The sequence below is a fragment of the Flavobacterium sp. FlaQc-57 genome, assembly GCF_044007395.1.
Classification (GTDB): Bacteria; Bacteroidota; Bacteroidia; order Flavobacteriales; family Flavobacteriaceae; genus Flavobacterium.
Map to the genome: position 1 here is coordinate 468859 of NZ_JBIPDA010000002.1, position 26008 is coordinate 494866.

At 33.8% G+C, this 26008-nt stretch carries 21 protein-coding genes; 8 read left to right on the plus strand and 13 right to left on the minus strand.

Annotated elements, in window-relative coordinates; all coding sequences use genetic code 11:
- Positions 1-78: 78 nt before the first annotated feature.
- The 5 genes from ACHRVZ_RS07960 to ACHRVZ_RS07980 form a co-directional block, all read right to left on the minus strand.
- Entirely contained in the window at positions 79-3945 is a 3867-nt protein-coding gene (locus ACHRVZ_RS07960) for a PorP/SprF family type IX secretion system membrane protein (protein WP_395421751.1), read from the minus strand.
- 1 nt (position 3946) lies between these two features.
- Positions 3947-5365 carry a gliding motility protein SprC gene (gene sprC / locus ACHRVZ_RS07965; RefSeq protein ID WP_395421753.1) on the minus strand — a complete coding sequence of 473 codons (1419 nt, stop codon included), beginning with the start codon at positions 5363-5365 and terminating at the stop codon, positions 3947-3949.
- Positions 5362-5766, minus strand: coding sequence for a hypothetical protein (locus tag ACHRVZ_RS07970; protein WP_395421754.1), 405 nt, complete (start codon positions 5764-5766; stop codon positions 5362-5364). The genes sprC and ACHRVZ_RS07970 overlap by 4 nt, the downstream gene beginning before the upstream one ends.
- A 103-nt stretch (positions 5767-5869) precedes the next feature.
- Entirely contained in the window at positions 5870-7162 is a 1293-nt protein-coding gene (locus tag ACHRVZ_RS07975) for a hypothetical protein (RefSeq protein ID WP_395421755.1), read from the minus strand.
- A 204-nt stretch (positions 7163-7366) separates the two neighbouring features.
- Complete coding sequence (locus ACHRVZ_RS07980) at positions 7367-7819, minus strand: hypothetical protein (RefSeq protein WP_395421756.1); 453 nt, start codon at positions 7817-7819, stop codon at positions 7367-7369.
- Between the two features lie 434 nt (positions 7820-8253).
- Between ACHRVZ_RS07980 and ACHRVZ_RS07985 the strand changes: the two genes are divergently transcribed.
- From ACHRVZ_RS07985 to recA, 4 genes are all read left to right on the plus strand, one after another.
- Positions 8254-9402, plus strand: a complete 1149-nt coding sequence (locus ACHRVZ_RS07985; RefSeq protein WP_395421757.1) for an ATP-binding protein — start codon at positions 8254-8256, stop codon at positions 9400-9402.
- Positions 9403-9409: 7 nt separating this feature from the next.
- Complete coding sequence (locus ACHRVZ_RS07990; RefSeq protein WP_395421759.1) at positions 9410-9793, plus strand: DoxX family protein; 384 nt, start codon at positions 9410-9412, stop codon at positions 9791-9793.
- A gap of 117 nt (positions 9794-9910) precedes the next feature.
- Complete coding sequence (locus tag ACHRVZ_RS07995) at positions 9911-10420, plus strand: acyl-CoA thioesterase (RefSeq protein WP_395421760.1); 510 nt, start codon at positions 9911-9913, stop codon at positions 10418-10420.
- Between the two features lie 172 nt (positions 10421-10592).
- Entirely contained in the window at positions 10593-11600 is a 1008-nt protein-coding gene (gene recA / locus ACHRVZ_RS08000; protein WP_395422503.1) for a recombinase RecA, read from the plus strand.
- A gap of 555 nt (positions 11601-12155) precedes the next feature.
- Here the strand turns inward: recA and ACHRVZ_RS08005 are convergent.
- Complete coding sequence (locus ACHRVZ_RS08005) at positions 12156-12911, minus strand: lysophospholipid acyltransferase family protein (RefSeq protein WP_395421761.1); 756 nt, start codon at positions 12909-12911, stop codon at positions 12156-12158.
- 262 nt (positions 12912-13173) lie between these two features.
- Between ACHRVZ_RS08005 and ACHRVZ_RS08010 the strand changes: the two genes are divergently transcribed.
- Entirely contained in the window at positions 13174-13551 is a 378-nt protein-coding gene (locus ACHRVZ_RS08010; RefSeq protein WP_395421762.1) for a GxxExxY protein, read from the plus strand.
- Positions 13552-13775: 224 nt separating this feature from the next.
- On the plus strand, positions 13776-14750 hold the full coding sequence (gene trpS / locus ACHRVZ_RS08015) for a tryptophan--tRNA ligase (protein ID WP_395421763.1): 975 nt from the start codon (positions 13776-13778) through the stop codon (positions 14748-14750).
- Positions 14751-15254: 504 nt separating this feature from the next.
- Here trpS and dprA read toward each other — a convergent pair.
- Positions 15255-16355, minus strand: a complete 1101-nt coding sequence (dprA, locus tag ACHRVZ_RS08020; protein WP_395421764.1) for a DNA-processing protein DprA — start codon at positions 16353-16355, stop codon at positions 15255-15257.
- Positions 16356-16611: 256 nt separating this feature from the next.
- On the opposite strand from dprA, the gene ACHRVZ_RS08025 reads away from it, so the two are divergent.
- Both ACHRVZ_RS08025 and ACHRVZ_RS08030 read left to right on the plus strand, forming a co-directional pair.
- Positions 16612-17577 carry an SPOR domain-containing protein gene (locus ACHRVZ_RS08025; protein ID WP_395421766.1) on the plus strand — a complete coding sequence of 322 codons (966 nt, stop codon included), beginning with the start codon at positions 16612-16614 and terminating at the stop codon, positions 17575-17577.
- Positions 17578-17709: 132 nt separating this feature from the next.
- Entirely contained in the window at positions 17710-18153 is a 444-nt protein-coding gene (locus tag ACHRVZ_RS08030; RefSeq protein WP_395421767.1) for a hypothetical protein, read from the plus strand.
- A gap of 37 nt (positions 18154-18190) precedes the next feature.
- Here ACHRVZ_RS08030 and ACHRVZ_RS08035 read toward each other — a convergent pair whose 3' ends face one another.
- The 6 genes from ACHRVZ_RS08035 to mnmG all read right to left on the minus strand — a co-directional run bounded on the left by ACHRVZ_RS08035 (position 18191) and on the right by mnmG (position 25987).
- Positions 18191-18952: a hypothetical protein gene (locus ACHRVZ_RS08035; RefSeq protein ID WP_395421768.1), complete on the minus strand. Its 762-nt coding sequence runs from the start codon at positions 18950-18952 to the stop codon at positions 18191-18193.
- A 220-nt stretch (positions 18953-19172) separates the two neighbouring features.
- On the minus strand, positions 19173-21452 hold the full coding sequence (locus tag ACHRVZ_RS08040; RefSeq protein ID WP_395421769.1) for a helix-turn-helix domain-containing protein: 2280 nt from the start codon (positions 21450-21452) through the stop codon (positions 19173-19175).
- A 99-nt stretch (positions 21453-21551) separates the two neighbouring features.
- Positions 21552-22133 carry an OmpH family outer membrane protein gene (locus ACHRVZ_RS08045; RefSeq protein ID WP_395421771.1) on the minus strand — a complete coding sequence of 194 codons (582 nt, stop codon included), beginning with the start codon at positions 22131-22133 and terminating at the stop codon, positions 21552-21554.
- A 246-nt stretch (positions 22134-22379) separates the two neighbouring features.
- Positions 22380-23228 carry a class I SAM-dependent methyltransferase gene (locus tag ACHRVZ_RS08050; RefSeq protein WP_395421772.1) on the minus strand — a complete coding sequence of 283 codons (849 nt, stop codon included), beginning with the start codon at positions 23226-23228 and terminating at the stop codon, positions 22380-22382.
- A gap of 94 nt (positions 23229-23322) precedes the next feature.
- A complete protein-coding gene (locus tag ACHRVZ_RS08055; protein ID WP_395421773.1) occupies positions 23323-23787 on the minus strand; it encodes a hypothetical protein in 465 nt (154 codons plus the stop codon).
- Positions 23788-24115: 328 nt separating this feature from the next.
- Entirely contained in the window at positions 24116-25987 is a 1872-nt protein-coding gene (gene mnmG / locus ACHRVZ_RS08060; RefSeq protein WP_395421774.1) for a tRNA uridine-5-carboxymethylaminomethyl(34) synthesis enzyme MnmG, read from the minus strand.
- Positions 25988-26008 lie beyond the last annotated feature (21 nt).

Below are 26008 nucleotides of genomic sequence, written 5' to 3' on the forward strand. Positions count from 1 at the left end.
CATAAAACATTCGGCTTTTTAAATATTTATCTTATAGGCATTTTTTTCAAAATGCCGTTTTATTTTATTATATATCTCTTAATTCTCCACTTTTACAATGGCCATTTTTCCATTATATGGCTTGCTTCCTTTTGCTTCTAATGCTTTAGTTGCTTCTGGTAAACCATCAAATTTCTCGTAATAGATGTAATACTTACTTGTTGTTACATTGTAAAAGAAATTAACATCTGTACGTCCGGCAGCTATTGCTTTAGCTAAAAACTGATCACGTTTTTCAGCACTGCTGTGAACCGCAATAATTAAATAATAACCACTATCCGAATTTTTAATATTCTTGATAATTTGCATATTCGATTGGTCTTCGCCAAAATCAAAATCACTTGCGGTTAATGGTGTACTGCTTAATTTTGTTGTTTCTTTAATACGTTTAAGAGCTGCAACGTCCTGCGCATATCTTCCTTGATCATTTTCATAAGCCGCACGTTTAATTCTACGTTTCTTCTCGATTTCAGTTTCTGCTTTAATACGCTCTAAATTCGAAAGTAAAACAGCACTATCCTGTTCCATTTTTAATTGTGCTGCTTTCAACTGGTTGATCTTTTCAAGATACGCTTTGTTTAAAGCATCGTTTTTATTCGGGAATTTTTTAAGTCTTTCGTTATATAAATTAGTCAGCTTCGTTATTTCATCTTTTTGAGCTTTATTAGCTTCAGCAAGTTGTGATTTTAAAGCTTCTAACTGACTGTTTTCTGCCGCAACACTTTTGAAAGGTTTTGGTTCTTTATAAATTCCTTTTTCACTTAAGTCGTTTTCTTCTCTTAAGTCATTCAAATCTCTTTGTTTATTTGCCACCGTTGTATTAAACTGTGATAATAAATCTTTTTGAATTTTACCTCCGTTTTCAATAGAGAACGTTAAATTATCAATCTCTTTTGCAGTATCGTCTTTTGGAGCTGAAGCAGCTTTGGCAGCTGCATCTGCAGCTAGTTTTGCATCGGCTAGCAATTTAGCTTCACGTGCTTCTTCTGCAAGTCTTAACTGTCTGATTTCTTCTTCAGCTTTTAATTTTTCTGTTGCTTCTGCATCGGCTTTCGCTCTTTGATCCGCTAATAATTTAGCTTGTGCTTTTTCCATATCTGCTTTGGCTTTCGCATCTGCAGCAAGTTTTGCCTGTAATGCGTCTGCGTCTGCTTTGGCTTTAGTATCAGCAGCTAATTTTGCTTGTAATGCTTCGGCATCTGCTTTCGCTTTTGCATCAGCAGCTAATTTTGCCTGAAGTGCTTGGGCATCTGCTTTAGCTTTTGCATCAGCAGCTAGTTTCGCTTTAAGTGCATCAGCATCCGCTTTAGCTTTGGCATCTGCAGCTAATTTTGCTTGTAATGCTTCGGCATCTGCTTTCGCTTTTGCATCAGCGGCAAGTTTCGCTTTAAGTGCATCAGCGTCTGCTTTAGCTTTTGCATCGGCAGCTAATTTCGCTTTAAGTACTTCTGCATCTGCTTTCGCTTTAGCATCAGCAGCCAATTTTGCCTGAAGAGCTTCTGCATCGGCTTTCGCTTTAGCATCGGCAGCTAATTTCGCAGTACGTGCTTCTTCTGCTTCTCGTAATTGTTTTGCTTCAGCATCGGCCTTCGCTTTTGCAGTAGCTTCTGCATCAGCTTTTACTCTTGCATCAGCTATTAGTTTTGCTTGTAACGCTTCCATATCAGCTTTGGCTTTAGCATCAGCAGCTAATTTTGCCTGTAATGCTTCAGCATCTGCTTTAGCTTTAGCATCGGCAGCTAATTTTGCCTGAAGTGCTTCGGCATCTGCTTTCGCTTTTGCATCAGCAGCCAATTTTGCCTGAAGTGCTTGGGCATCTGCTTTTGCTCTAGCATCTGCAACTAATTTTGCTTGTAATGCTTCGGCATCTGCTTTGGCTTTTGCATCGGCAACTAATTTTGCTTGCAATGCTTCGGCATCTGCTTTGGCTTTAGCATCGGCAGCTAATTTTGCCTGAAGTGCTTCGGCATCCGCTTTGGCTTTTGCATCTGCAGCTAATTTTACTTTTAGAGCTTCAGCATCTGCTTTCGCTTTAGCTTCGGCAGCTATTCTTGCTTGTCTTGCTTCTGCATCAGCTTTTGCTTTGGCATCAGCAGCCAATTTTTCTTTTAATGCAGCATCTTCCGCAGCTTTTGCTTTGGCATCAGCAGCTAACTTCGCTTTGTTAGCAGCGTCAATATTTACTTTTGTTTTTGCAGCAGCAGCAGCAGCAGCTTTTGCTTCAGCAGCTAACCTTGCCTGAAGCGCATCTGAATCTGCTTTTGCTTTGGCATCTGCAGCTAAAATTGATTGCAAATCTGCAGCTTCAGCTTTTGCTTTAGCATCGGCTTTTCGTTTTGCTTCTGCAGCATCGGCTTTAGTTTTTGCGTCAGCAGCTAACTTAACTTTCAAGGCTTCTGCATCAGCTTTTGCTTTTGCATCTGCAGCTAGTTTCACTTTTAATGCTTCGGCATCGGCTTTCGCTTTGTCAGCAGCTAATTGTGCTTCTGTTTTTTGTGGTGCTGCTTTACTTACAGCAACTTTAGCTTTATTAGCTTCAGCATCAGCTTTCGCCTTTGCATCTGCAGCTAGTTTAATTTTCAAAGCTTCGGCATCTGCTTTTGCTTTATCTGCAGCTAATTGTGCTTGTGTTTTTTGTGGTGCTGGTTTACTCGCAGCAACTGGTTTTGCTTTTGCATTCGCTTGTGCATCAGCTTTAGCTTTTGCATCTGCGGCCAATTTAATTTTCAAGGCTTCAGCATCGGCTTTAGCTTTACTATCCGCTTCTAATTTTGCTTTTGCAGCAGCTTCAGCATCAGCTTTTACTTTTTCTGCTGCAGCAAGTCTAATTTTAATTGCTTCAGCATCGGCTTTTGCTTTAGCTTCAGCAGCAAGTCTTGCTGTTTCGGCACCACTTACTCTCGTTACCGGAGCGCTTTTAGGTTTCGCCATTACAGCTTTTGGTTTAGCTGGATCTATTAAAGAACCTTCTTCGTCATCACCGTAATAATAGTTTTTGTTTTTGAATTTATATGCAATAGCAAATTCATGAGAACCTCCCATATTTGTGAAGTTACCCATACCTCTTTCGTAGTTATACTCAATCGCAATACTTGGAGAGATATTTATACCTAAACCTGCTGAAACTCCATACAATGAATTGTATCCGGCCTGTGCCCAAACTCCTTGCGGAATTGTGATCATTGCAAGTCCGGAAATGATGGTTTTGTCTTGTTTGATTTCTGTTTTTACAATTCCGGAGAATTTACTTCTGTCAAAAAAACCATAACTGTCAATATATCCTGTGTACATCGCGTGCAATTCTATTGCTCTTTCAGGATCTTTTTTTACAATTCCGGATCCGAAATTATAAAGTATCAAGTTGTTTACAGATAATCCGAAATCAAGAAATGCAGTTCCGTAGTTTACACCGGGATTAATTGTCAAAAGAGTATTGGAAGGATAATCCCCGTTTAAAATATTGGGATCATCTGTTATGATTTTTCCTTTATTTAATCCGCTTTGGTAAACACCAACGTTCATACCAAAAGTTAAGTTACTGTCTTGCTCTAAAACGATGTTATGAGCAAAGTTTCCTATTCCTCCAAAAACTGTCATTAGACCGTAATTTTGTTGAAAAAGACCAAAAGCAAATGCTTCGTTCTCTCTAAAACGTCCGGAATAATTAGCTAAATAAGTGTTTGGAGCGTTCTCAAATTGTACCCATTGCCTTTTATTATAAAAACTTGCATATGCATTTGTTTCGCGAACAAAACTGAATGCCGGGTTAATTAAATATCTATTGAACTTTAAAGAATTTCTGATAGGTAATGAAAACGAAACAACTCCATCCTCTTGTGTAGTTTGAGAATAGAGTGTATTTGAAAAACCGTAAAATAAAGTTATGAATAGTAAAATTTTCTTCATATTATTTTATCACAGTTATTGATCCTTTTTTTTCACCTGTGTCGGATTTAATGACATAGTAATATACCGGATTTACATTGTTAAAATCTTTGATTACCCACTTCGAAGAATCATAATTAACGCCTTGGAAAATCATTTCTCCCTGTGAGCTAATTATTATAACATTCGTATTTGAGTTTTGATATTCATCGGGCAAGTCCCAATAGGGATGACTGCTCAAACTTATTATGTTTGGAATAACAGTTGCCGGCGCTTTAGGTCCTGTAGCTTTAAAAGTTAATTCTTTAGTAGAAACGCAACCTGTAGCTTGAGAAAGTTTTACTTTATAAACTCCTTTAACTGCTACTAAATAAGTATTGTTTACTGCACCTGCAATAAGCGCATTATTCAAATACCATTCATATGTTGGGTTAGTAGCACTAGTAGTTACAGTAACATTTAAAGTTTCTCCTTCTGCAAGTTCAAACTCTTCTGCTGCGTCAATGCTGGCATTAAAACTGTTACTTGTCAAAGTAATAGTTCCCGTAGCATTACAGCCACCAAAATCAACTTCGGCTTTGTAAACTCCAGATTCGTTTGTTGTTATACTTCTTGTAGTTGCGGTCGTAATTAAAGTGTTGTCTTTATACCATTTGTATGTTTTACCCTGAGTTGCTGTTAAAACAGTACCTGTTCCATTCGAACAAAAAGGATTGCCTAAACTAGAACTAATAACAACTGCAGATCCTGAAGATGTACTGGTAACATTAACATGATTCGAACTAAAATTCACATCAGTACATGCACCATAATCGATCGTTGCATAATAATCACCAACTGCATTTACAGTTAACGCTTTAGCACTTTGTCCTGCAATAACTACATTATCTTTATACCATATGTATTTGATATTTGCGGGAACACTAGGAGTACTATCTACTGAAAGAGTTATACTTCCTGCAGAGCAAATTATAGCATTAGTGTCTTTGTTATTGATAGAAAATGGAGCTTCATAATCTTTATAATAAGCAGGGAAAGAAGTAGCTCCTACATTATTTTTAAATCTTACACTTGTAAAACCTGTTGAACTTTTGATTCGTAAACCATAAGTATCAGAACCAATCAGATTAACCGGTACAGCAAATTTTAAAGTTTGTTGCGTTACAGAAACATCTACCGGAGGCGCGAGTAAAGTAGTCGCAATTGGAGTATTTGCATTGTCTAAAAGTTCGACAGCAAACGTAGTTCCCGCAGGAAAACCAACATAACTAAATGTCGCATAAAATTCATTAAAAGTGCCACCAGCACAAAGTTTCTCTAATCCATTTAATGGCTGAGGAACTATAGTCTGAGTTTGGGCATGCACATTCGATTTAGTAAAAAACAAAATACTAAATAACAGAAAAAGTGTGGTAAAATTTGGGGTAGTTTTTTGAATCATATAGTGCGTGTTCTTGCTAAATCTATACGGTCAAAAAACAAAATATCAATAAATGTTTCCGAAAAATCATATTTATAATTCTCTATAATGTCTTTTGCAAGAGCAGAATAAGTAGCTGTTATAAATGTGTTTTCTTCACATTTTGAATCTTGATCTTTCGTCTCAGATATAATAGTAAGACTATCCTTGGGGTTGGACAGTCCTACTATAAAATGATTAGAATTATCTAATATGCTGATAACATCAGCTGTGCCATTCTTTTGGTTGTTAGACGCAGTCATTTTGCTTGATTCAATAGAAACTGTAGGTTTTTCTACTGAACTCTGTGCATATAGACTTAACGTAATAGGTGAAACCAAAAATATTATATATATAAAATATTTTTTTCTAGATAGAGCCATTATGTCTTGATCTTTATTTGGTCCGCTTTAAGACGAATACATAAATTGTGTCTGGGGACTTTATTAATAAAATTTACGCTTTGAAATAAAAATCGAAATCTATTTACCTGTTGCTGCTAGACGCTGTAATTTTTCCTAATTGTAATCTGAAATCTGGTTTCTTAGGGTTAGAAATGTCAATGAATGTTTCTTTATTATCACTTTGCGAATAAACATTGAAAAACACACTATTACCATACCAGCTCTCTAAATCTTCATTATTAGCATTGTACTCTGTAAAGATATTTCCTTTACATAGGTTAAAGTACATTTCTTCAAATTTGATTTTCTTAAGACTAGCATCATTAATTTCTGTTTTACTATCTAATAAAACAGCTGGATTAAATCCTGAGATTACACTTCGTTTCATTTCTAGTGAAGCATTTTCAGCAACAAAAATTGCCTCTTTTACTAAACCTGACTGAATATCAGCATTGATGTTCTCACTGTCGTTAAGCATTGTAATATTAGTTGCAACAACTAAAGTTTGTTTTTTAGTAAAATCAGTTTCGTTTTTCTTTTCGTATGATTTTACTTCCATGCAACGAGATCCGTCTTTATTACTAGATAAATAAGAAGATCTTACCGCCAATGAGTTGTATAGACGACATTGAACACCTTGAGTAAATTTATAATCGTCGTTGATAGATTTATAAGAAACTAATTTAGTAGCGTTTAAATCACCTCCGAAGAAAGCGAATGAATCACCACCAGAATAGCTTACCATAATGTTTTCAAGTATCGTTTTAGAACCAACACCTGCAACAGTTAAACCATTGAAAGTATCAACACCTTTAACTTTTTTTCCTGCAAATTCAATTCTAACAAATCTTAAAATTCCTGAGTTTCCGGCTGTATTATCACCTCCATAAGTAGTTAATGTAGGATCAAGATCTAAGTTATAAGAACCAACATTCCCAAATTTATTGATTGGAGCATCACCAAGAAGTACAACACCACCCCAGTCTCCAGCTTTTTTCTGGCTGCGGTTTGAAGTAAATACAATTGGATCAGTCTCTAAACCATCTGCAATAAGTTGTGCACCTTTTGTAACTACCAATGTTCCTTTTGTTTCAAAATCACCAATAATCAAAGTTCCTGGTTCGATTGTTAAAACAGCATTATTTGTAACATAAACGTTTCCTTGCAAAACATAAACATTCCTCTTCAGCAATTTAGTATTAACAGAAATGTTTCCTGCTAAAATTTGGTTTGCTTCTCCATAGTCCACTTTGTTAGGCTTAAATTCGGTCCAGTTATTCAACCAATTGTTGTAGCCCATAATTCCTTTCTCTTGTTGCGCACTCATACTAGTGACTGTCAAAAGAACGCAGATCATTTGAGTAATTTTTTTCATGATAAGGGGGTATTAGGGTTAATAATAAATTTGGGTATGCGTATAGGGTATGCGTAAATGATAAAAACTCATCCCGACTTTTCTGATACTCTATCAGATACATCGAGAACGAGTTGTTCTTTTTTATCTCTTTTTAAAAATGACGTAAAAAACAAAGTCATCTACGTAATCATCTTAAAAAAGGTTTTAAAAAATATATTTTTATTACATTTCGTTCAAATCGTTGAACTCATGTAAAGATTTCAATGTACTTTCATAGAATAAAATTGCCGCGATTAAGTTTCCTTTATCAGAATAAGGCATCATTTTTCTTTGAAATTCTACTGTTGTATCTAAGAATGTTGTTGTGCCAACAGCTTGAGCATCTAATACTTTTTTGTGTTCGTTATCGTCCGGAATACCTAAGTCTGCCATCGTAACTCCCGGTTTAGTAACCAAAGCAATGTAAGGAAGGGTCTTTACTAAAACTTTAATACGCTCAATGTATAGTTCCAAAAGTTCCCCTTTTTGCATACCACTTAATTCTTTCTGATCATGGTATTTACGAATAAGAGCTGTTGTACTAATTATACTTCTTGGAGCATTTTTAGCTTGTGCAGAAATAGCACCAGTTGTCAATAAAAAAAGTGCACTAAATAAAATAATTTTCCCTTTCATAGATTCTTATTTATAATTGGTTGTTGATGAAAACAAAAATATAGAAATTAACTTAAATTGCAACTTTATTGATTTTTTTTTTCGAAAAAAAAGCTTAAAAAAAGCTTAAAAATCAGCGTTATGTCGAGAAAATGTGCGTTTTAACGAACTTTTTGTTAAAATCAGGAAAACATATACAGTAAGATATTAACTATTAAAAAAATCGCTTTAGCAAAATTAATAACCAAAAAAACCTTACGTTTATCATTTTTAAGAAAAAACTATTAACAAAAAAGTCTTAATATCTCATCAAATTCATCTCTTTATTAACAAAACTTAGTTAATAAACAGCAGAAAATTTACCTCAAAACACAAATAATATCAGAAATGAACAGCGATGGAGAAACTTTTGATCGAAAATTTTTGACTACATCATTTTCTTCTATCTTTGCTTCATGCAATTTTCTCAAATTTTAGGTCAAGATTACATCAAAAGTCACTTGATAAAAAGTGCAGCTTCCGGACGAATTCCGCACGCACAATTATTCATTGGGCCAGAAGGAAGTGGCACCTTATCAACTGCAATTGCTTATGCGCAATATATTTTGTGCAGTAATACAGGAAACGAAAATTCAAACGGAAATGATTCCTGCAATTTGAAATTTCAAAACTTATCACATCCTGATCTTCATTTTATCTATCCCACGGTTACAACCGAAGATGTAAAAACCAAACCTAAAAGCTTAGACTTTATTCAGGATTGGCGCACTTTTATTCACGAAATGCCTTATGGAGGCCTATTTGACTGGTATAAAATTCTTGGAGTTCAAAACAAACAAGGAGAAATTCGTGTCGAAGATGCAACAGAAGTTTTAAAATCGCTTGCCCTGAAATCTTATGAAGGCGGTTACAAAATCATGATCATCTGGATGGCCGATAAAATGAATATCGCAGCATCAAACAAACTATTAAAACTTCTGGAAGAACCCTCAGATAAAACCATTTTTATCCTGATTTCTGAAAATGAAGAAGACATTATACAAACCATACGTTCTCGTTGTCAAGTAATTCACTTTAATGGATTACCCGAAAAAGTAATCGCAGAAGCCTTAACTTCTAAAGAAAATATCGACGAAAAATTAGCATTCAAAATTGCGCATCAAGCACAAGGAAACTTCAATAAAGCAATGCATCTTTTAAAAGAAGATGATTCCGAATATCCTTTTGAACAATGGTTTGTCAATTGGGTTCGTGCCGCTTTTAGAGCAAAAGGAAATGCCGCCGCAATTCAGGATCTGATTTCCTGGAGCGAAGAAATCGCAGCTCTTGGCCGCGAAAGCCAAAAAAAATTCATTCAATTTTGTATCGAAATGTTCCGTCAGGCGCTTTTACTTAATTATCAGGCGCCAACTCTAGTTTATATCGAACCTAAAGTTGATAAATTCAAACTCGAAAATTTTGCCCCTTTCGTTAACGGAAACAATATTCATGAAATTTTCAAAGAACTTTCAGATGCCATGTATCACATTGAAAGAAACGGAAATGCAAAAATAATTTTAACTGACCTATCTATAAAATTGACTCGTTTAATTCATAAAAAATAGTTTACAAATGAATAATGTTGCCTCTATTTTACTATTAGCATTTTTAGCCTTAACTTTTTTACAATCAGGATACGAAAAAATATTCTACTGGAAAGATAATGTCGAATGGCTTAAAGGTCATTTTGCTAAAACAAGGCTTAAAAATCAAGTACCACTTGCGCTTTTCCACCTTTTGGTTTTAGAATTAATTTCTGGAATTTTATGCGTAGTTGGTGCCATACAATTACTAACAAACAGCGGTCGTGAGTTTGGTCTTTATGGCGCAATATTTTCATGTATATCTTTGTTAATGATGCTTTTTGGACAAAGATTAGCGAAAGATTACGACGGTGCAAGAACCATTGTTATTTATTTCATTCCGGCTGTTATGGCTGTTTACTGGTTGAATTAAAATAGATCACAGATTTCGCAGATTAAAAGGATTAGAAAAAATCATCAGAATCCTTTTAATCTGTGGCAAAAAAAGTTCGCAGAGCGGACATGAAAAATAAATTTTTACATTAAAAAAATGAATGCAAAACATCCTTCAGAATCTTTAACGATATTAACTGATTTAGTTTTACCGAGCGAAACAAATCCTTTAAACAACCTATTTGGTGGCGAATTATTAGCCAGAATGGATCGCGCAGCAAGTATTGCAGCACGCAGACATTCACGCCGAATTGTGGTAACTGCTTCTGTAAATCACGTAGCTTTTAATAGAGCCATTCCTCTTGGAGCCGTAGTGACAATTGAAGCCAAGGTTTCAAGATCATTTAAAAGTTCTATGGAAGTTTTCATTGATGTTTGGGTAGAAGACCGCGAATCAGGAAGCAGAACCAAAGCCAACGAAGCAATTTATACTTTTGTTGCAGTGGATGATAGCGGAAGACCTGTTGAAGTTCCGGCAATTATACCAGAAACGGAATTAGAAATTCAGCGTTTTGATGCCGCACTTCGTCGTAAACAATTGAGTCTGTTACTTGCAGGAAAAATAAAACCTTCTGATGCCACAGAATTAAAGGCTTTATTTTTATAGTCGAAATTTGTGACAATTTGGAACAATTTGAGAGAATCAAACTTCACAAAAAAGAACTAATTTTACAAAATTACAAGCCTGGTACAAATCTAAGTCAGTAAGTTACTAATTTCTGATTTGTTTTTGAGAATGAATTATAAAAATTTACATGAAAGAAAAAGAAAAAAAAGAGATGAGTTCAGAGAAAGATGCCAAATTAAAAGCGCTACAACTTACGCTTGACAAACTAGATAAGACTTACGGTAAAGGTACTGTAATGAAAATGGGCGACAAAGCCATTGTAGAAGTTGAAACTATTTCTTCAGGTTCTCTTGGTGTTGATTTGGCCCTTGGAGTAAATGGATATCCTAGAGGAAGAATTATTGAAATATACGGTCCGGAATCTTCTGGAAAGACCACATTAACATTACACGCGATTGCCGAAGCTCAAAAAGCTGGTGGAATTGCTGCTTTTATAGATGCTGAGCACGCTTTTGATAGAAATTATGCTGAAAAATTAGGTGTAGACATCGAAAACCTGATCATTTCTCAACCAGACAACGGAGAACAAGCTTTAGAAATTGCTGAGAACTTAATTCGTTCAGGCGCAATTGATATTGTAGTAATTGACTCTGTTGCTGCATTGACTCCAAAAAGTGAAATTGAAGGTGAAATGGGAGATTCAAAAATGGGTCTTCACGCACGTTTAATGTCACAAGCTTTAAGAAAATTAACCGGAACTATTAGTAAAACAAATTGTACTGTTTTCTTCATCAACCAGTTGAGAGAGAAAATTGGTGTAATGTTTGGAAATCCTGAAACTACAACCGGTGGTAACGCATTAAAATTCTACGCTTCTGTTCGTATCGATATTCGTCGTTCATCTCAAATTAAAGACGGTGAAAACGTAATTGGAAACAGAACCAAAGTTAAAATCGTAAAAAACAAAGTAGCTCCACCTTTTAAAACTGCCGAATTCGACATTATGTACGGAGAAGGTGTTTCTAAAACCGGAGAAATTCTTGATTTAGCTGTTGAATTTGAAATCGTTAAAAAAGCAGGATCATGGTTTAGCTACGGTGATACAAAATTAGGACAAGGTCGTGATGCTGTAAAATCTTTAATTAAAGATAATCCGGAATTGGCTGATGAATTAGAAGCTAAAATTAAAGCACATATTAAAGAATTAGCAAATGCCTAAACCTTTAAAAAGGCTTAATAATTAATACTTTATATAAACCCGAACGATTTAAAAATTGTTCGGGTTTTTTATTTTCAAAAAAAAAGTAAAAATGACGCAACCTTTTTCAAACAATCGCATCTTATAAATAGACATAATTTTGATTGGTATTTGCCATAAGTATCATTCATACTTTTTTCTAGAATAAATTTGGTTGGTTTGTTCAATAAAAATCCGTTAGTTATTAGGTACTAGCGGGTTTTTATTATTTTTTCTACTTTTTTTTGATTCTCCACGCAACCTTTTTCATTTTTTGCTCTCTATAGTAGTATGACTTTAACTTGAGTTTTAACCAAACTCTTTATTATCAACCGTTAATATTTTAGCCATGAAAGAGAAAATAGAAGTGTTGTACAATAAAAACCGCCGAAAAACCAAACTGAAATTTAGAAAAGTATTACGTTTTATCTCAGAAAAAATAATTCATCGATAAACTTTTTGAATATAAAATGGGGGTTTTTAATTCAAAAGAAAACCCGACAATTGCTGAAAATTTGTCGGGTTTTAAAGTTATAATTATTTTAATTTTTCCTTCTTTTTAAATTCAAGTAATCCCTTGTAAATTATTTGTCTTACCTGATCTCTAAGCTCTTTTCTATGATCACTTTTTAATCCGTTTGTTTCTACAAATGGCAGAACCTTTACGCGCATTTTTCCAGGACTTCCACTGAAAAAAGTATACGAAAAACGTTCCTTGTTGTCAGCAAACACAATTGGAACTATCGGAATTTGATGGTCAATTGCCAGACGAAAAGCTCCGTCCTTAAATTCATCCAATAAAACACTTTCATCATCCGGAACTCCTCCTTCAGGAAAAATACAAATGCTTAGACCCTGATTCAAGCGGTTTTGTGCTCTTTTAAAAACTTCATTTTTACTTCTTGAAGAATTTCTATCCACTAAAATACAGGTTCTTTTGTAGAAAAACCCGAACAACGGAATCTTCGAAAGCTCTTTTTTTCCAACAAAAACAAAAGGATTTTTAACCACCGCCAACATCAGCATAATATCTGTCATTGAAGTATGATTGGCCACAATCATGTAGCTTTTATTTTTAACTAGTTTTTGCTGGCGTTCGATTCTATAATAGAAACCCATGCCAAAAAGGATGAATTTAGCCCAAATGCGGGCCATTTTAAAGAAATAGGGATAACCGCTTTCAGATATAATAGAAATAAGCAAAAACGGCAGCATAATCAATATTGGGATGGCCATCAAAATGTAAAACCAAATGCGCCATAAGACCCAAAAAACAATTTTAATTCCTTTCATAGTTTCAAATGTAATAAAACAGAAGTGAATTTTTATAAAAGAATCAATTGTGTTTAAAATAACTACTGTTCTTTTAACACAGAGAACACAAAGTTCTTCGCAAAGTAAAAAAGTAAACTGTAAAATTGATAATTGCAAGCAATAAGATCACAAAGCTTTGTCTCTAAATTTCTAAGTCTTTTTTTTCCTGGTAAAAAATCAAATTCAATAAAAAAAATATTATTTTTATAAGAAATTTTATATTAAAATTAACTTGCTATTTATGACAGAAAATGAAATATCAACAATTGTAATTGGACTAGCAATCGAAGTTCATAAAGCACTTGGACCAGGTTTATTAGAAAATACCTACAAAGAATGTTTGTTTTATAAAATAGCACAAAAAGGATTTAAAGTAGAAAAAGAAAAATCAATACCGATAATTTTCGAAGACGTAACATTGGATTGTGGTTACCGTGTTGATTTACTGGTCGAGAATAAATTTATAATCGAATTAAAAAGTGTTGAATCGTTAACAACAATTCACTTAGCTCAAACACTAACCTACTTACGACTTGGAAAATATAAATTAGGATTGCTAATAAACTTCAACGAAATTCTGTTAAAAAACGGAATAAGAAGAGTTATCAACGATATGTAATTTTATACAATCCCTCTGTGATCTAAGCAAAATTTTGCTGTTCACATTCCCAAAAATACCTCGCGATCTCTGCGAAAAACTTTGTGTCCTCTGTGGTAAAATCATTTGTTCTTAAAAAACTTTAAATCATTGCAAAAATTAAACATAAGCTAAAAAACTCCACGAACTTTGCGGTTATAAAAAAACTTCACGAACTTCGCGCTTAAAGAATTACAAAAACTAGAATGGCAAAAATACTTACTGGTGTTCAGAGTACTGGAACGCCACACTTGGGAAATTTATTAGGAGCAATTATTCCTGCAATCGAATTATCGAACAATCCGGCAAACGAATCTTATTTGTTTATCGCTGATTTACATTCGATTACTCAAATTAAAGACGGGAAAACATTAAGAGAAAACACATACAGTACTGCAGCAGCCTGGCTTGCTTGTGGTTTAAATCCTGAAAAAGTTACTTTTTACAGACAATCTGATGTGGTTCAAACTACTGAATTGACTTGGTATTTAAGTTGCTTTTTTCCATTTCAACGTTTAACTCTGGCGCATTCTTTCAAAGATAAAGCAGATCGTTTAGATGATGTTAATGCCGGACTTTTTACCTATCCGATGTTAATGGCTGCAGATATTTTATTGTACGATGCTGAATTTGTTCCGGTTGGAAAAGACCAATTGCAACATTTAGAAATCACACGTGATGTGGCTTCACGTTTTAATCACCAAATGGGAGAAACTTTTGTAATTCCTGAAGCTATAACTCAGGAAGAAGGCAGATTAATTCCTGGAACTAATGGCGGAAAAATGAGTAAATCTGCTAATAATATTATCAATATTTTCCTTGACGACAAAACGCTTCGCAAGCAAGTAATGAGCATCGAAACTGATAGTACACCACTTGAAGCTCCTAAAAATCCGGATACCTGCAACGCTTTTGCAATATACTCGCTATTAGGAACTGACGCTCAAATTGCCGAAATGAGAGCCAACTACTTAGGTGGAAATTACGGTTATGGTCACGCCAAACAAGCTTTGTTTGAATTGATTACCGAAAAATTTAAAACGGAAAGAGAAAAATACACTTACTACATAAATAACCTCGAAGAAGTTGACGCGCTTTTGAAAAAAGGTGCAGGAAAAGCTTCTGTTATTGCTGATGGTGTTTTAGCAAAAGTTCGAGAAGTTCTTGGATTTAGTAAATAATATTCTAAACCCGACTCGTTTTTAAAACTGGTCGGGTTTTTTAATAGGAATAACTAAGTAATTTCTACAATTAAAATAATTCCCTCAAATTGATATTTTACCAAACTAAAACATGAAAAAATTATTTACAAATTACATGTTTCTTGTCCTGATATCACTTTTTGTACTAAGCTTTTTACTAGCCTATTTATTTGGAGATGAGCAGTCTTTCGCTGTAAACAAAACTGTAGGTTGGGCTTATAACATTTCGAATGAAGCATTATTAAATGCATTTTTAGCAATCTCCCAAATTATTTTCATTTTTGGTTATTTAATAATATTCCTTCTGAAACGAAAGACACATTATTACATTTCTCTTGCCCATTTTGAGCTTGTTTTAGTCGCATTTTATTCAATATCATTCAAAAATTTTACTGTCTCAGTCGTTTTAGGTACAATTTCTATAATCCTGTTTCTTATAAATATCTTCAGATCTCAGAAATAAAAAACAAGTTATTACTTTTCTCAAATCGCCTCAAATAATTTCCCCGGCAAAGGCCTAACTACTCCTTTAAGTTCCATATTTAAAAGGGTTCCAGATATTTTGTAAATCGGAAAATCACATTGAAGCGCAATAACGTCCAGCAACTCTTTTCCGTTTTTAAGGAGAAAATCATAAATTTTCTGTTCGTCAGATTCTAATTCTACAAACAATTGTTTTTGCACTGTTTTAGCCTTGTTTTCGATGTCCCAGTTTAAAATATAAACCAAATCGGCAGCAGAGGTCAAAACATTTGCTTTTTGCGTTTTAATCAAGTTATTACAGCCTTGGCTGTATTTATCCGTAACACGCCCGGGAACGGCAAAAACATCGCGATTGTAATCGTTGGCCATATTTGCAGTAATAAGCGACCCTCCTCTATCTGCAGATTCAATTACAATTGTGGCTTCGGTCATGCCGGCAACGATCCTGTTTCTGCGTACAAATTTTTCTTTATCCGGATTAGAAGAACTCCAAAACTCTGTTATAAATCCGCCGTTTTCTTCCATTTTGGCAATGTACTTTTTATGCGTTTTCGGATAAATTTGGTTTAAACCGTGCGCCAAAACGCCAATGGTTTGTAAATTATAATCCATTGCCAATTGATGCGCAACAATATCAACACCATAAGCAAATCCGCTAACGATTATAGGATCAAGTGGCGCTAAATCTTCAATTAACTTTTTACAAAACTCCATTCCGTACGAAGTAATCTGACGTGTGCCAACAATACTGATTATTTTCTTGTTTTTTAAATTTATATTTCCTGTCGAAAAAATCAATACAGGAGAATCGATACAATGTTTGAGTCGATCCGGATAATTTTCATCCTGAAAAAAAGAAACTTTTATGTTGTTTGATTTAATGTATTCTAACTCCTGACTCGCTTTTTCGAAAACAGATTTATCTTTTAAATTCTTCAATAAAACTGATCCAACACCATCAATAGCAGCAATTTGATTGAATTTTGTTTTAAAAACGGCTTCGGCATTATTACAATGTGTCAGCAATTTTTTTGCCATAATATCACCCACACCCTCAACTTTTAATAAGGCTAATAAATAAAATAAATCTTGATCTGACATGGATGGTAAATAGTTTAATGGCGGCGAAAAATATCTTTATAAAAACAAATCTTAAAAAAAATTACGAATGGCAAATATATAAATTAGAAGTAAATTCTTTCAAAAAATAACATTTTAAAGATTTCATAAAACTTTTTCAAAAAAGCTAAATATATTTAACTAATTGAAAACTAATTGTCTATAAAATTATTCGAATTGTTAATAAAAATTGTGAATAAAATTTTGATAACTATATTCGTTGCATAACTTTGTTACTATGAAAATCGAAAACTATATAGCACAGTTATTGTATCGTTATCAGTGTGTAACGGTTCCAGGGTTTGGAGCATTCTTGACAGAAATTCAATCAGCGCAGCTGAATGAAAATACAAATTCGTTTTTTCCACCTAAAAAAATGATCTCTTTTAATAGTCATCTGAAAAACAATGATGGTCTATTGGCAAATCATATTGCTCAAGCAGAAAAAACTTCTTATGGGTTTGCTGTTAGCGCTATTGCTTTTGAAGTTTTAAGTTGGAGAAAAACCTTAGAAGAAAATGGAGTAATAACTCTAAAAAATATTGGTGAGCTACGTTTTAATGCTGATCAGAATATTATTTTTACTCCAAACGATCAAACAAATTTCCTAACAAGCTCTTTCGGATTAAGTCCGTTTGTTTCTCCGCTTGTTAAAAAAGAAATATTCGAGAAAAAAATCGAAGAAATTACAGAAAAAGAAACGATTTCATTATACGAAAATGAGGAAGGAAGATCTTCTAATCCATTTTTAAAATATGCTGCGATTCTAGTTCTAGGCCTTGGTATTACTGGTAGTATTGGTTATCCTTTGTACCAAAATAACATCGCTACAAAAACTTTAATTGTTGAAAGTGCTGTTCAGAAAAAAGTTCAAAACAAAATACAAGAAGCAACATTTTTTATCCAAAGCCCATTACCAGCGGTAACACTTTCTGTTGATTCAGCAAAAACTGAAGTTGCCGAAGAAAAAGCAATGTCGTATCACATAATGGCTGGCGCTTTTAGAAGTGAAAAAAACGCTAGAAAAGCATACAACCAATTAGTAAAAGATGGTTATACTCCTAGAATGTTAGGCGAAAACAAACACGGTTTATTTCCTGTCTTATACGGAAGCTACGCAACAATGGCCGAGGCTGAAAAAGCACAAAAAGAAATACAAAAAGGCGAAAATCCACAAGCTTGGATTCTAGTTCAAACTCTATAAAAATTTAAAAAAATCCTATTTTCGAATAGGATTTTTTTTTGGCTTATTTTGTCATAAATATGACCAAAAATGGATGTTCACACAGCAGCTCCAAACCTATTTTTGCTCTAAATATTTTTAGAACAAATTATTATGAATACCAAGTTAAAGCTATTTACAGCATTTTTATTGCTGGCAGGTTCTCAGCAATTTTTTGCACAAGAAATTATAACAGACCAGAAAGCGCAAGCAGTTTTGTTAGGAGCTGAAAAAGAAGCAAAAAGATCTTCTGACGAATGTCACAAAAAAATTGATGATAAAATAAATCAATTAAAAAAAGAACAGAACAGACTAGAAAAAGACAAAAAGGATCTTGTTAACTCTGAAAAAAAGGTCGAATCAACTAAAAAGCAAATTGAAAAATTAGAAGCTGCTAATCAAAAGTTTGAGACAAAAATTAATACAACGGCATCTTCTGATGTTGATGCTCAAAAACTTAAGATTAAATCTAAAGAAAACGAAGTCGACATTCAGAAATTAAAATTAAAACTGTTGGGCCAACAAAAAGAGCTGGAAAAATTAAAATCAACGATTTAAACTTTAAAATCCTATTCTTACGAGTAGGATTTTTTGTTTATCGTGAAACAATTTTAGCATTTTGCGTAAGGATTACTTTCTTGCCTTGATAAATAGTCAATTTCGCTGGAGGCGAATTTTTTTCGCCCAAAACAATGATCGCACATTCATAAGTATAATTGTCTTTTTTAAATTCATACTGATGATTTCCACCGGTTCCTTCAACAACTAATTTACCACCATTAATCACTAAATCAGGTTTTTCACTCATCTCTTTAGTAACAGACCAGGAAGCATATCGGTAATTATTATTTCCTAAATTATCGATGCGGATTTTGAATTTAGAAGTTTCCAGAATACAAATTGGAGTCTGAAAAAATGCTATGCTTGGATCCAGACCTTTTATTTGTGCAGCGATAAGTGATTTTTTAAGATCTGATTCAAATTTTGATTGATAATTTACCGCAATCAAACGTCCGTCAATATCCAGCCAAATATTTCCCTGATTAAGCATAATACCTCTCCAACCCATGTCAGACCAGTTTTTTACGGGATCAGACTTTGTTATTTCGTTTTTTAGCGTTGAATCAAATATCTCATTGTAACGTTTTACAAACTCAGCTTTATTTTTAATATCCGGTATTGGATATTCTCTTTTTAACGGATACGAAACCAAATCTCCAATTCCATCTTTGTTATCGTTCTTAACGTTGTTTATAAAGGTTTTAACAAATTTTTGATATTCTGCTTTAACATCCTGGGCATGAATCAAACCGTTACAAAAAATCAATAATACTAAAAATAATTTTCTATTTTTCATCTTAAAATACTTTTAATCGATTATTAATCTGAACCTTACATCTTAACATAAAAGTACTTAATTTATTTTAGTCATGAACATTTTTAGTTTCTTTCGAATAAGCTATAAACAAAAAATCCTATTCATACGAATAGGATTTTTTGTTTAACGTGGAACAATTTCTATTTTACATAATGTTAGAGTCGTTAATTCAAATTATAAAGCAACAAATAGTTCAAAATCAATTTATACTGGCTTTAAACATTTTCAGTTCATCCCAGGTAAATTCATCACCATGTTTTTCTTTTAAACCATTCAACGATTCTTCCTGATAAAACTCAAAAGCCTCGCGAAGTGCCAGAATTTTGTCATATGGCAAGACATCTGAAATTTCCACTTTCTTCGCCTGAATTAATTTAACCAAATGCATTTCAACAGTTTGTACCGTAAGCTTTCTAATTCTGGCAATATCCTGAATCGAATTTTTTTCGAGCCACAAATCATGAGTTTCTTCAACCGTTGTTTTCTTTGCTGCCTTCGGTTCGTTTTTATCTAATTTTCTGGCTGTATAACGCACCACAGGCTCCTCAGATTTAAAAATATCTGTATTGGTCATATTAAAATCCTCACGAATCTTAGCAACCTTGTCTAGTTTATAGTTTTTGATCGCTGTAGACGACAATTTCTCTTTACAGATGGTTTCACCTGCAACGACTATTTCTATTAGCAATTTGGCCTTCATTAAACGCAGAACGGCTTTGGTTTGCAAATCATCTAAAAAAGCGAGCTCTTCATAAAACTCTTTTACTTTTTTAAATTTCTGAATCTCGGCCATTTTATTCAAAAGATCTGTAACCAATTTGTCCATTGGTTTAAAGAAATAATCATACGCCGCTACTACCCTTTCCTGCACGAAAAACAAATCGACAGTTTCTTTATTGAAAATTTTATTAAGCTGATGAACGAATTTTTGAGAAGGATCTATTAATGAATCAATAATTTCTAAACGCTTATGTGCCCAAACGGAATGCTTTGATTTTTCAGATCCGGCGGCATTTTCGTTATAACTAAACCTGTGATTACGCCATTCCTGCGCCAAATCGGCCCAATTAAAACTGTTAATCAAATAGTTATGTATAAAATTTTTAGTTTCAAAATGCAAAGAATGTTTTAACACATCTTCGGTCGCTTTGTTTAATGCGTAATCCATCACATCCTGATCGTTCGAAATACCATTCATCTGCAACGGAGAAAGCAAAATAAGCCCATTTAAAGACGTTAAACGCGATAATGCAACATATGCTTGTCCGGGAAGAAAAACTTGCGATACATCGAGCGCAGCTTTCTCAAAAGTTAACCCTTGGCTTTTATGAACCGTAATTGCCCAGGCTAATTTTAGCGGATAATGTGCAAATGTGCCCAAAACTTCTTCTTCAACCTCTTTTGTAAGGTCGTTTACTTTGTAACGGATATTTTTCCATTCATATTTTTCAACTTCAATGGTTTTGTTTTCTTCCGGAAAATGCACAAAAATTTCTTCGGGCGAAAGTGATTTTATAACGCCCATTTTTCCGTTGAAATAACGCTTCTCAAAAGACAGATCGTTTTTAACAAACATTACCTGCGCACCCACTTTTAATTTCAGATTTTCTTCAACGGGGAAAATTTTCTCAGGAAAATCTCCAACCACAAAAGGCTGATATGAAAACTCATTGCCTGCTAAATCGCTAATTGCTTCAGCATTAATAGAATCAGCTTTTGCATTATGCGTTGTAAGCGTTATATAACCCGGATTATTTTTTAAATCGAAATCGGGTTTAACATATTCGTTTAAAACCACAATATCTTGCGGCGTAATTTGATTGTTTCGAAGATTATTCAAAACGGAGATAAAAGCATCATCAGTCTGACGGTAAATCTTTGATAATTCAATATATAAAGGTGGATTCTGCTGAATTACATGCGAATGAAAAAAGAATTTCCCTTTGTAATAATTGCGCAAAGTTCGCCATTCTTCATCCCGAATTACGGGTGGCAATTGCAATAAATCACCAATAAAAAGAACCTGAACTCCACCAAACGCGCGTGTATTTTTGCGAACTGTCTGCATCATAAAATCGATAGCATCCAGTAAATCAGCACGAAGCATACTGACTTCATCAATAATCAACAATTCCATATTACGGATTACATTACGCTTGACATTATTCATTTTAAAATGTCGGCGTAATGTTTCCTTGTTCTCAAACTTAACGGTTTCAGTAAACTGCGAAGCTTCATCATACGTTGGAATAAATGCTGAAAACGGCAATTGAAACATCGAATGAATCGTAACTCCGCCTGCATTCAAAGCAGCAATACCAGTTGGTGCAACTACGACAGTGCTTTTATGAGTTGTCGCAATAATTTCACGCAAAAGTGTCGTTTTTCCAGTTCCCGCTTTACCAGTGAGGAAAATAGATTTTTGCGTTTGATTGATGAATTGTAAAGTATAAGCAGCTGCTTCTGAAACGTTTTGCATTGAAATTGTATTGAAAAACTAAAAATATCGCATTTTTTATAAAAGAAAAAACCTAAATCTAATGTAGATTTAGGTTTTTAAAATGTAGTTAGTTTGGTATTATTTTTTAACTGCTTCTCCCTCTTTTACTGCAGCTTTTTCTTCAGTTTTAGGTTCAGCTTTATATTTATCATTCAAAGCTTTAATGATGTCTTTTGTAATATCATATTTCTCTTCAGCATATAATATAGATGCAGCATCTCCAGTTCCATAAATATAAGAATAACCGTTTTTCTTACCGTAATCTTTGATGAATTTTTTAACTCCACTTACTAGAGAATCCATTTCAACACCACTTTCTTGTTGCAATTGTTGAGACAAAGCTTGTTGAGCATAACCCAATTGTTGTTCTCTTTTTTGTAACTCAGCTCCTCTTTGTTGTGCCCACGCCTGACCGTTTGCTTGTGCCTGACTTTGAAAATTAGCAGCGTCTTGTTTAAAACGTGTAATTTCAGCTTGTAGTTGTCTTCCCTTTTCTTCGGCTTGAGCTTTGTATTTAGCCTCAAGGTCCTTTGCTTCAGTGTACTCTTTCATTAAAACTGAAGTATCTACGTAAGCTGTTTTTACTTCCTTAACTTCTGCAGTTTTATTACATGAAACGGCGAAAATTGAAAGTGCGATAATTACTAATGCTTTTTTCATTTTTTGAATTTCTATTTTTTTAATGTATTGAAGACAAAAATATAAAAAAATAAATAGCATCAACATAAAGTTTAAAAAATGCTAGAATTTTATCATATTGTTTTTATTTATCGAAAGAAAAATGTCAATAATTTAACCCTATCAAAAGTGACTTTCATAGCTTTTATTAGAAACAATTTCTCAAAAAAGACATAATTTCCCCTCACTTACAGAGAGAAAACGGCTTAAATGCGCTTAAATTGCGTTTTACTTGTTTTTTAAGACGTAAATGTGCGATGAATACTCTTTTGTACTGCCCGCTTTTAAATTTGATCTTAAACCAACAAAAAAAGCACTGATGTAATTCATTTTTCCGGTTTTGTATTTTTCAGATAATAAACTCACATAAAAAGAATCAAATTTCATAGGCAGTACTTTTTCTAATTTCATATCTACTTTTTCAAAAAGCGATTGGATCGATTTTTTTGAGAAATGCCAAAAGTGAATTGGCACATCAAAAGCTGCCCAAAACTCTTTGTAATATTTTGCGTCGTAAGATTTAAAATTTGGAACCGCAACAATTAATGTTCCAGTTGGTTTTAATAAACGCTTCAATTCCTGGATTTGCAATTCTAAATTGGGAACGTGTTCTAAAACATGCCACATTGTAATCACATCAAAAGAACTGTTTCCAAGATCACCAATTTCATTTACAAATGAAATTCCTTTTTGGATTGCAATATTTTTTGCTCTCTCGCTTGGTTCTACTCCAACAGTTTCCCAACCATCATTTTTTGCCGTTAGCAAAAAATCTCCGGTACCGGCGCCAATATCTAAAATTCTTCCTTTATGTGGCTGTTCAGAATTAATTAAATTTAATTTATTTTTTAAAGCTATATTTTTTACAAAATGATACGCTTTTTCAAATAACGAACGTTTGTTGTCTGTGTGCGAAATATAATCTTCACTTTCGTAGTATTTTCCAAGATTTTCTAAATCTGGTTGTGGAGATGTAATCAACATATCTAAAGTTTCATCATGATATAAATCGAAAATTTCTTTAGATACAGAATGGTCTTTTACAGTAAGAAAATGTTTTTTGTTTAAAACGTCCATTTTTAATTTTATAGGTATTTGGTTTAATTTAAAGGCAAACCCTAAAATCAGAAATTCTGCTTTTAGGGTTTATTTTATTTATTTATTTTTTCATTCAGCGTTTCCAATTAATTTTGACGGCCGAAAGTTTTTCATTTTCAATTCTGATCTCTTTACAAATCGTAAATTCGTTTTTAACATAAAATAGCATTGGAGATCTGTACAATGTTGCATTTTGTTTTACTTCATTATCCTGATCGATAACCCAACCATTTAAGCTATTATTATTCTTTTTTATTTCATTCATCAAAAGCGAGCCATTTCCTCTTCCCTGAATTTGATGATCTAAAATTATTGCAAACCAATTTTCATTCTCTCTCAAAAAAGTAAATGTCCAACCTTTAATTTCATTTGAATCATCCAGCAACAAATAATGTTTTGTGTTGGCAAGTCCATTTAAATACAAATCAAAATCTTCAATAGTATTCAAATGTAATCGCTCTGGATATTCATTATTCCAAATTTGCATTAAGGAATCTTTTTGTTCCAACGTCAAAACATCTTTTTCAATAATCTGCATATTGGCGAAATTTTAGACTCTTATTTCTTTTATCATTCCGAGGAACGAGGACACGAGCGATAGCGAACTGGCGAAGCAATCTCCGTTGCAATATAGACAAAGATTGTTTCTTCTGATTGCGGAGCTGCTTACGCAGATTCCTCGTTCCTCGGAATTACAAACTATGGCTTAATTAAACAGCTATTATGTATTTCAAATTAGTTTCACGTGGAACAAATTCTATTTTAAAATATTAAAAAACAGTTTCACGTGGAACAATTCAGTCTCAGTAATTACTATTTAGTTTTCCGTGAATAATGAATAGTAATTACTGAGACTGAACACTTCCTTACCTTCCCATATAAATCAACAAAACCGAAATATCACTTGGTGACACTCCGCTTATTCTTGAAGCCTGAGAAATTGTTACAGGACGAATCTTGCTCAATTTTTGTTTTGCTTCAATCGACATTGATTTAATTTTATTGTAATCAAAATTTTCAGGAATTTTCACTTCCTCTAAACGAGTTAGTTTATCAGCGTTATTTCTTTCCTTTTCTATATATCCAGAATATTTGACCTGAATTTCGGCTTGTTCCAAAATTTCCTGATCAACATCATTAGCTTCAATATACTCCTTTACTTTTTCAAATTTCATCATATCCTCTAAATCAATTTGAGGACGTGAGAAAACTTTAAACATTTTATCTCCTTGCGTAATTGGAGCAGTTTCTTTTGCTTCTAAAATCGGGTTCGTTTCTGCAACCGAAACACTAGTCTCTCTAAAAAAAGCAACCATCTTTTCAGACTCGTTCAATTTCTTTTCCATTCTACGTAAACGTGCTTCAGAAGCCAAACCAATTTCATGTGACATAGGCGTTAATCTAAAATCGGCATTATCCTGACGCAATAAAGTTCTATACTCCGCTCTTGATGTAAACATACGATAAGGTTCTTCTGTTCCTTTCGTAATCAAATCATCGATCAAAACTCCAATATATGCTTCATCACGTTTTAAAATTAATGGCGCTTTTTCGTGCACTTTCAAATGCGCATTTATTCCAGCCATCAAACCTTGCGAAGCAGCTTCTTCATATCCAGTCGTTCCATTTATTTGTCCGGCAAAATACAAACCTTCAACTAACTTTGTTTCCAAAGTATGTTTCAATTGTGTTGGCGGGAAATAGTCATATTCGATCGCGTAACCTGGACGGAAAAATTTCACATTCTCAAAACCAACAACTGAACGCAAAGCTTTAAATTGAATATCTTCCGGAAGCGAAGTTGAAAATCCGTTCACATAAACTTCACAAGTATTCCAACCTTCCGGCTCCACAAATAATTGGTGACGCTCTTTATCAGCAAAACGATTAATCTTATCTTCTATCGAAGGACAATATCTTGGTCCAAGACTTTTGATTCTTCCGTTAAACATTGGAGAACGATCAAAACCTTCTCTCAAAATATCATGAACATCCAATGACGTGTACGTCATATGACAAGATCTTTGATGCGTCAACGGAGTTGTCAAATCAGAATAAGAAAACTTATCCGGCTTTGCATCTCCTTTTTCTTCGTTCATTTTAGAATAATCCAAAGAACGTCCATCAACTCGTGGTGGAGTTCCTGTTTTCATTCTTCCAGATTCAAATCCTACTTTCACTAAATCTTCAGTAATTCCGGTTGCAGCACTTTCACCTGCTCTTCCTCCTCCGAATTGTTTTTCTCCAATATGAATCAAACCATTCAAAAAAGTTCCGTTTGTCAAAACAACAGACTTAGATCGAATCTCCACTCCTAACGAAGTTTTGATTCCTTTTATCTTTCCGTTCTCGATAATCAAACCTTTCACCATTTCTTGGTAGAAATCCAAATTTGGAGTTCCCTCCAACATCATTCTCCATTCTTCAGCAAAACGCATTCGATCACTTTGAACTCTCGGCGACCACATTGCAGGTCCTTTTGATTTATTCAACATCTTAAACTGAATTGCAGTTCTATCTGAAACAATTCCTGAATAACCACCAAGCGCATCAATCTCACGTACAATTTGTCCTTTTGCAATTCCTCCCATTGCCGGGTTGCAAGACATCTGTGCAATGTTCTGCAAGCTCATGGTAACCAACAAGGTTTTTGATCCCAAATTTGCGGCCGCTGCCGCGGCTTCAGATCCAGCATGACCTGCACCAACTACAATAACATCGTATTCTTCTAAAAACATTTTGTTTTATTATTCTCTGCA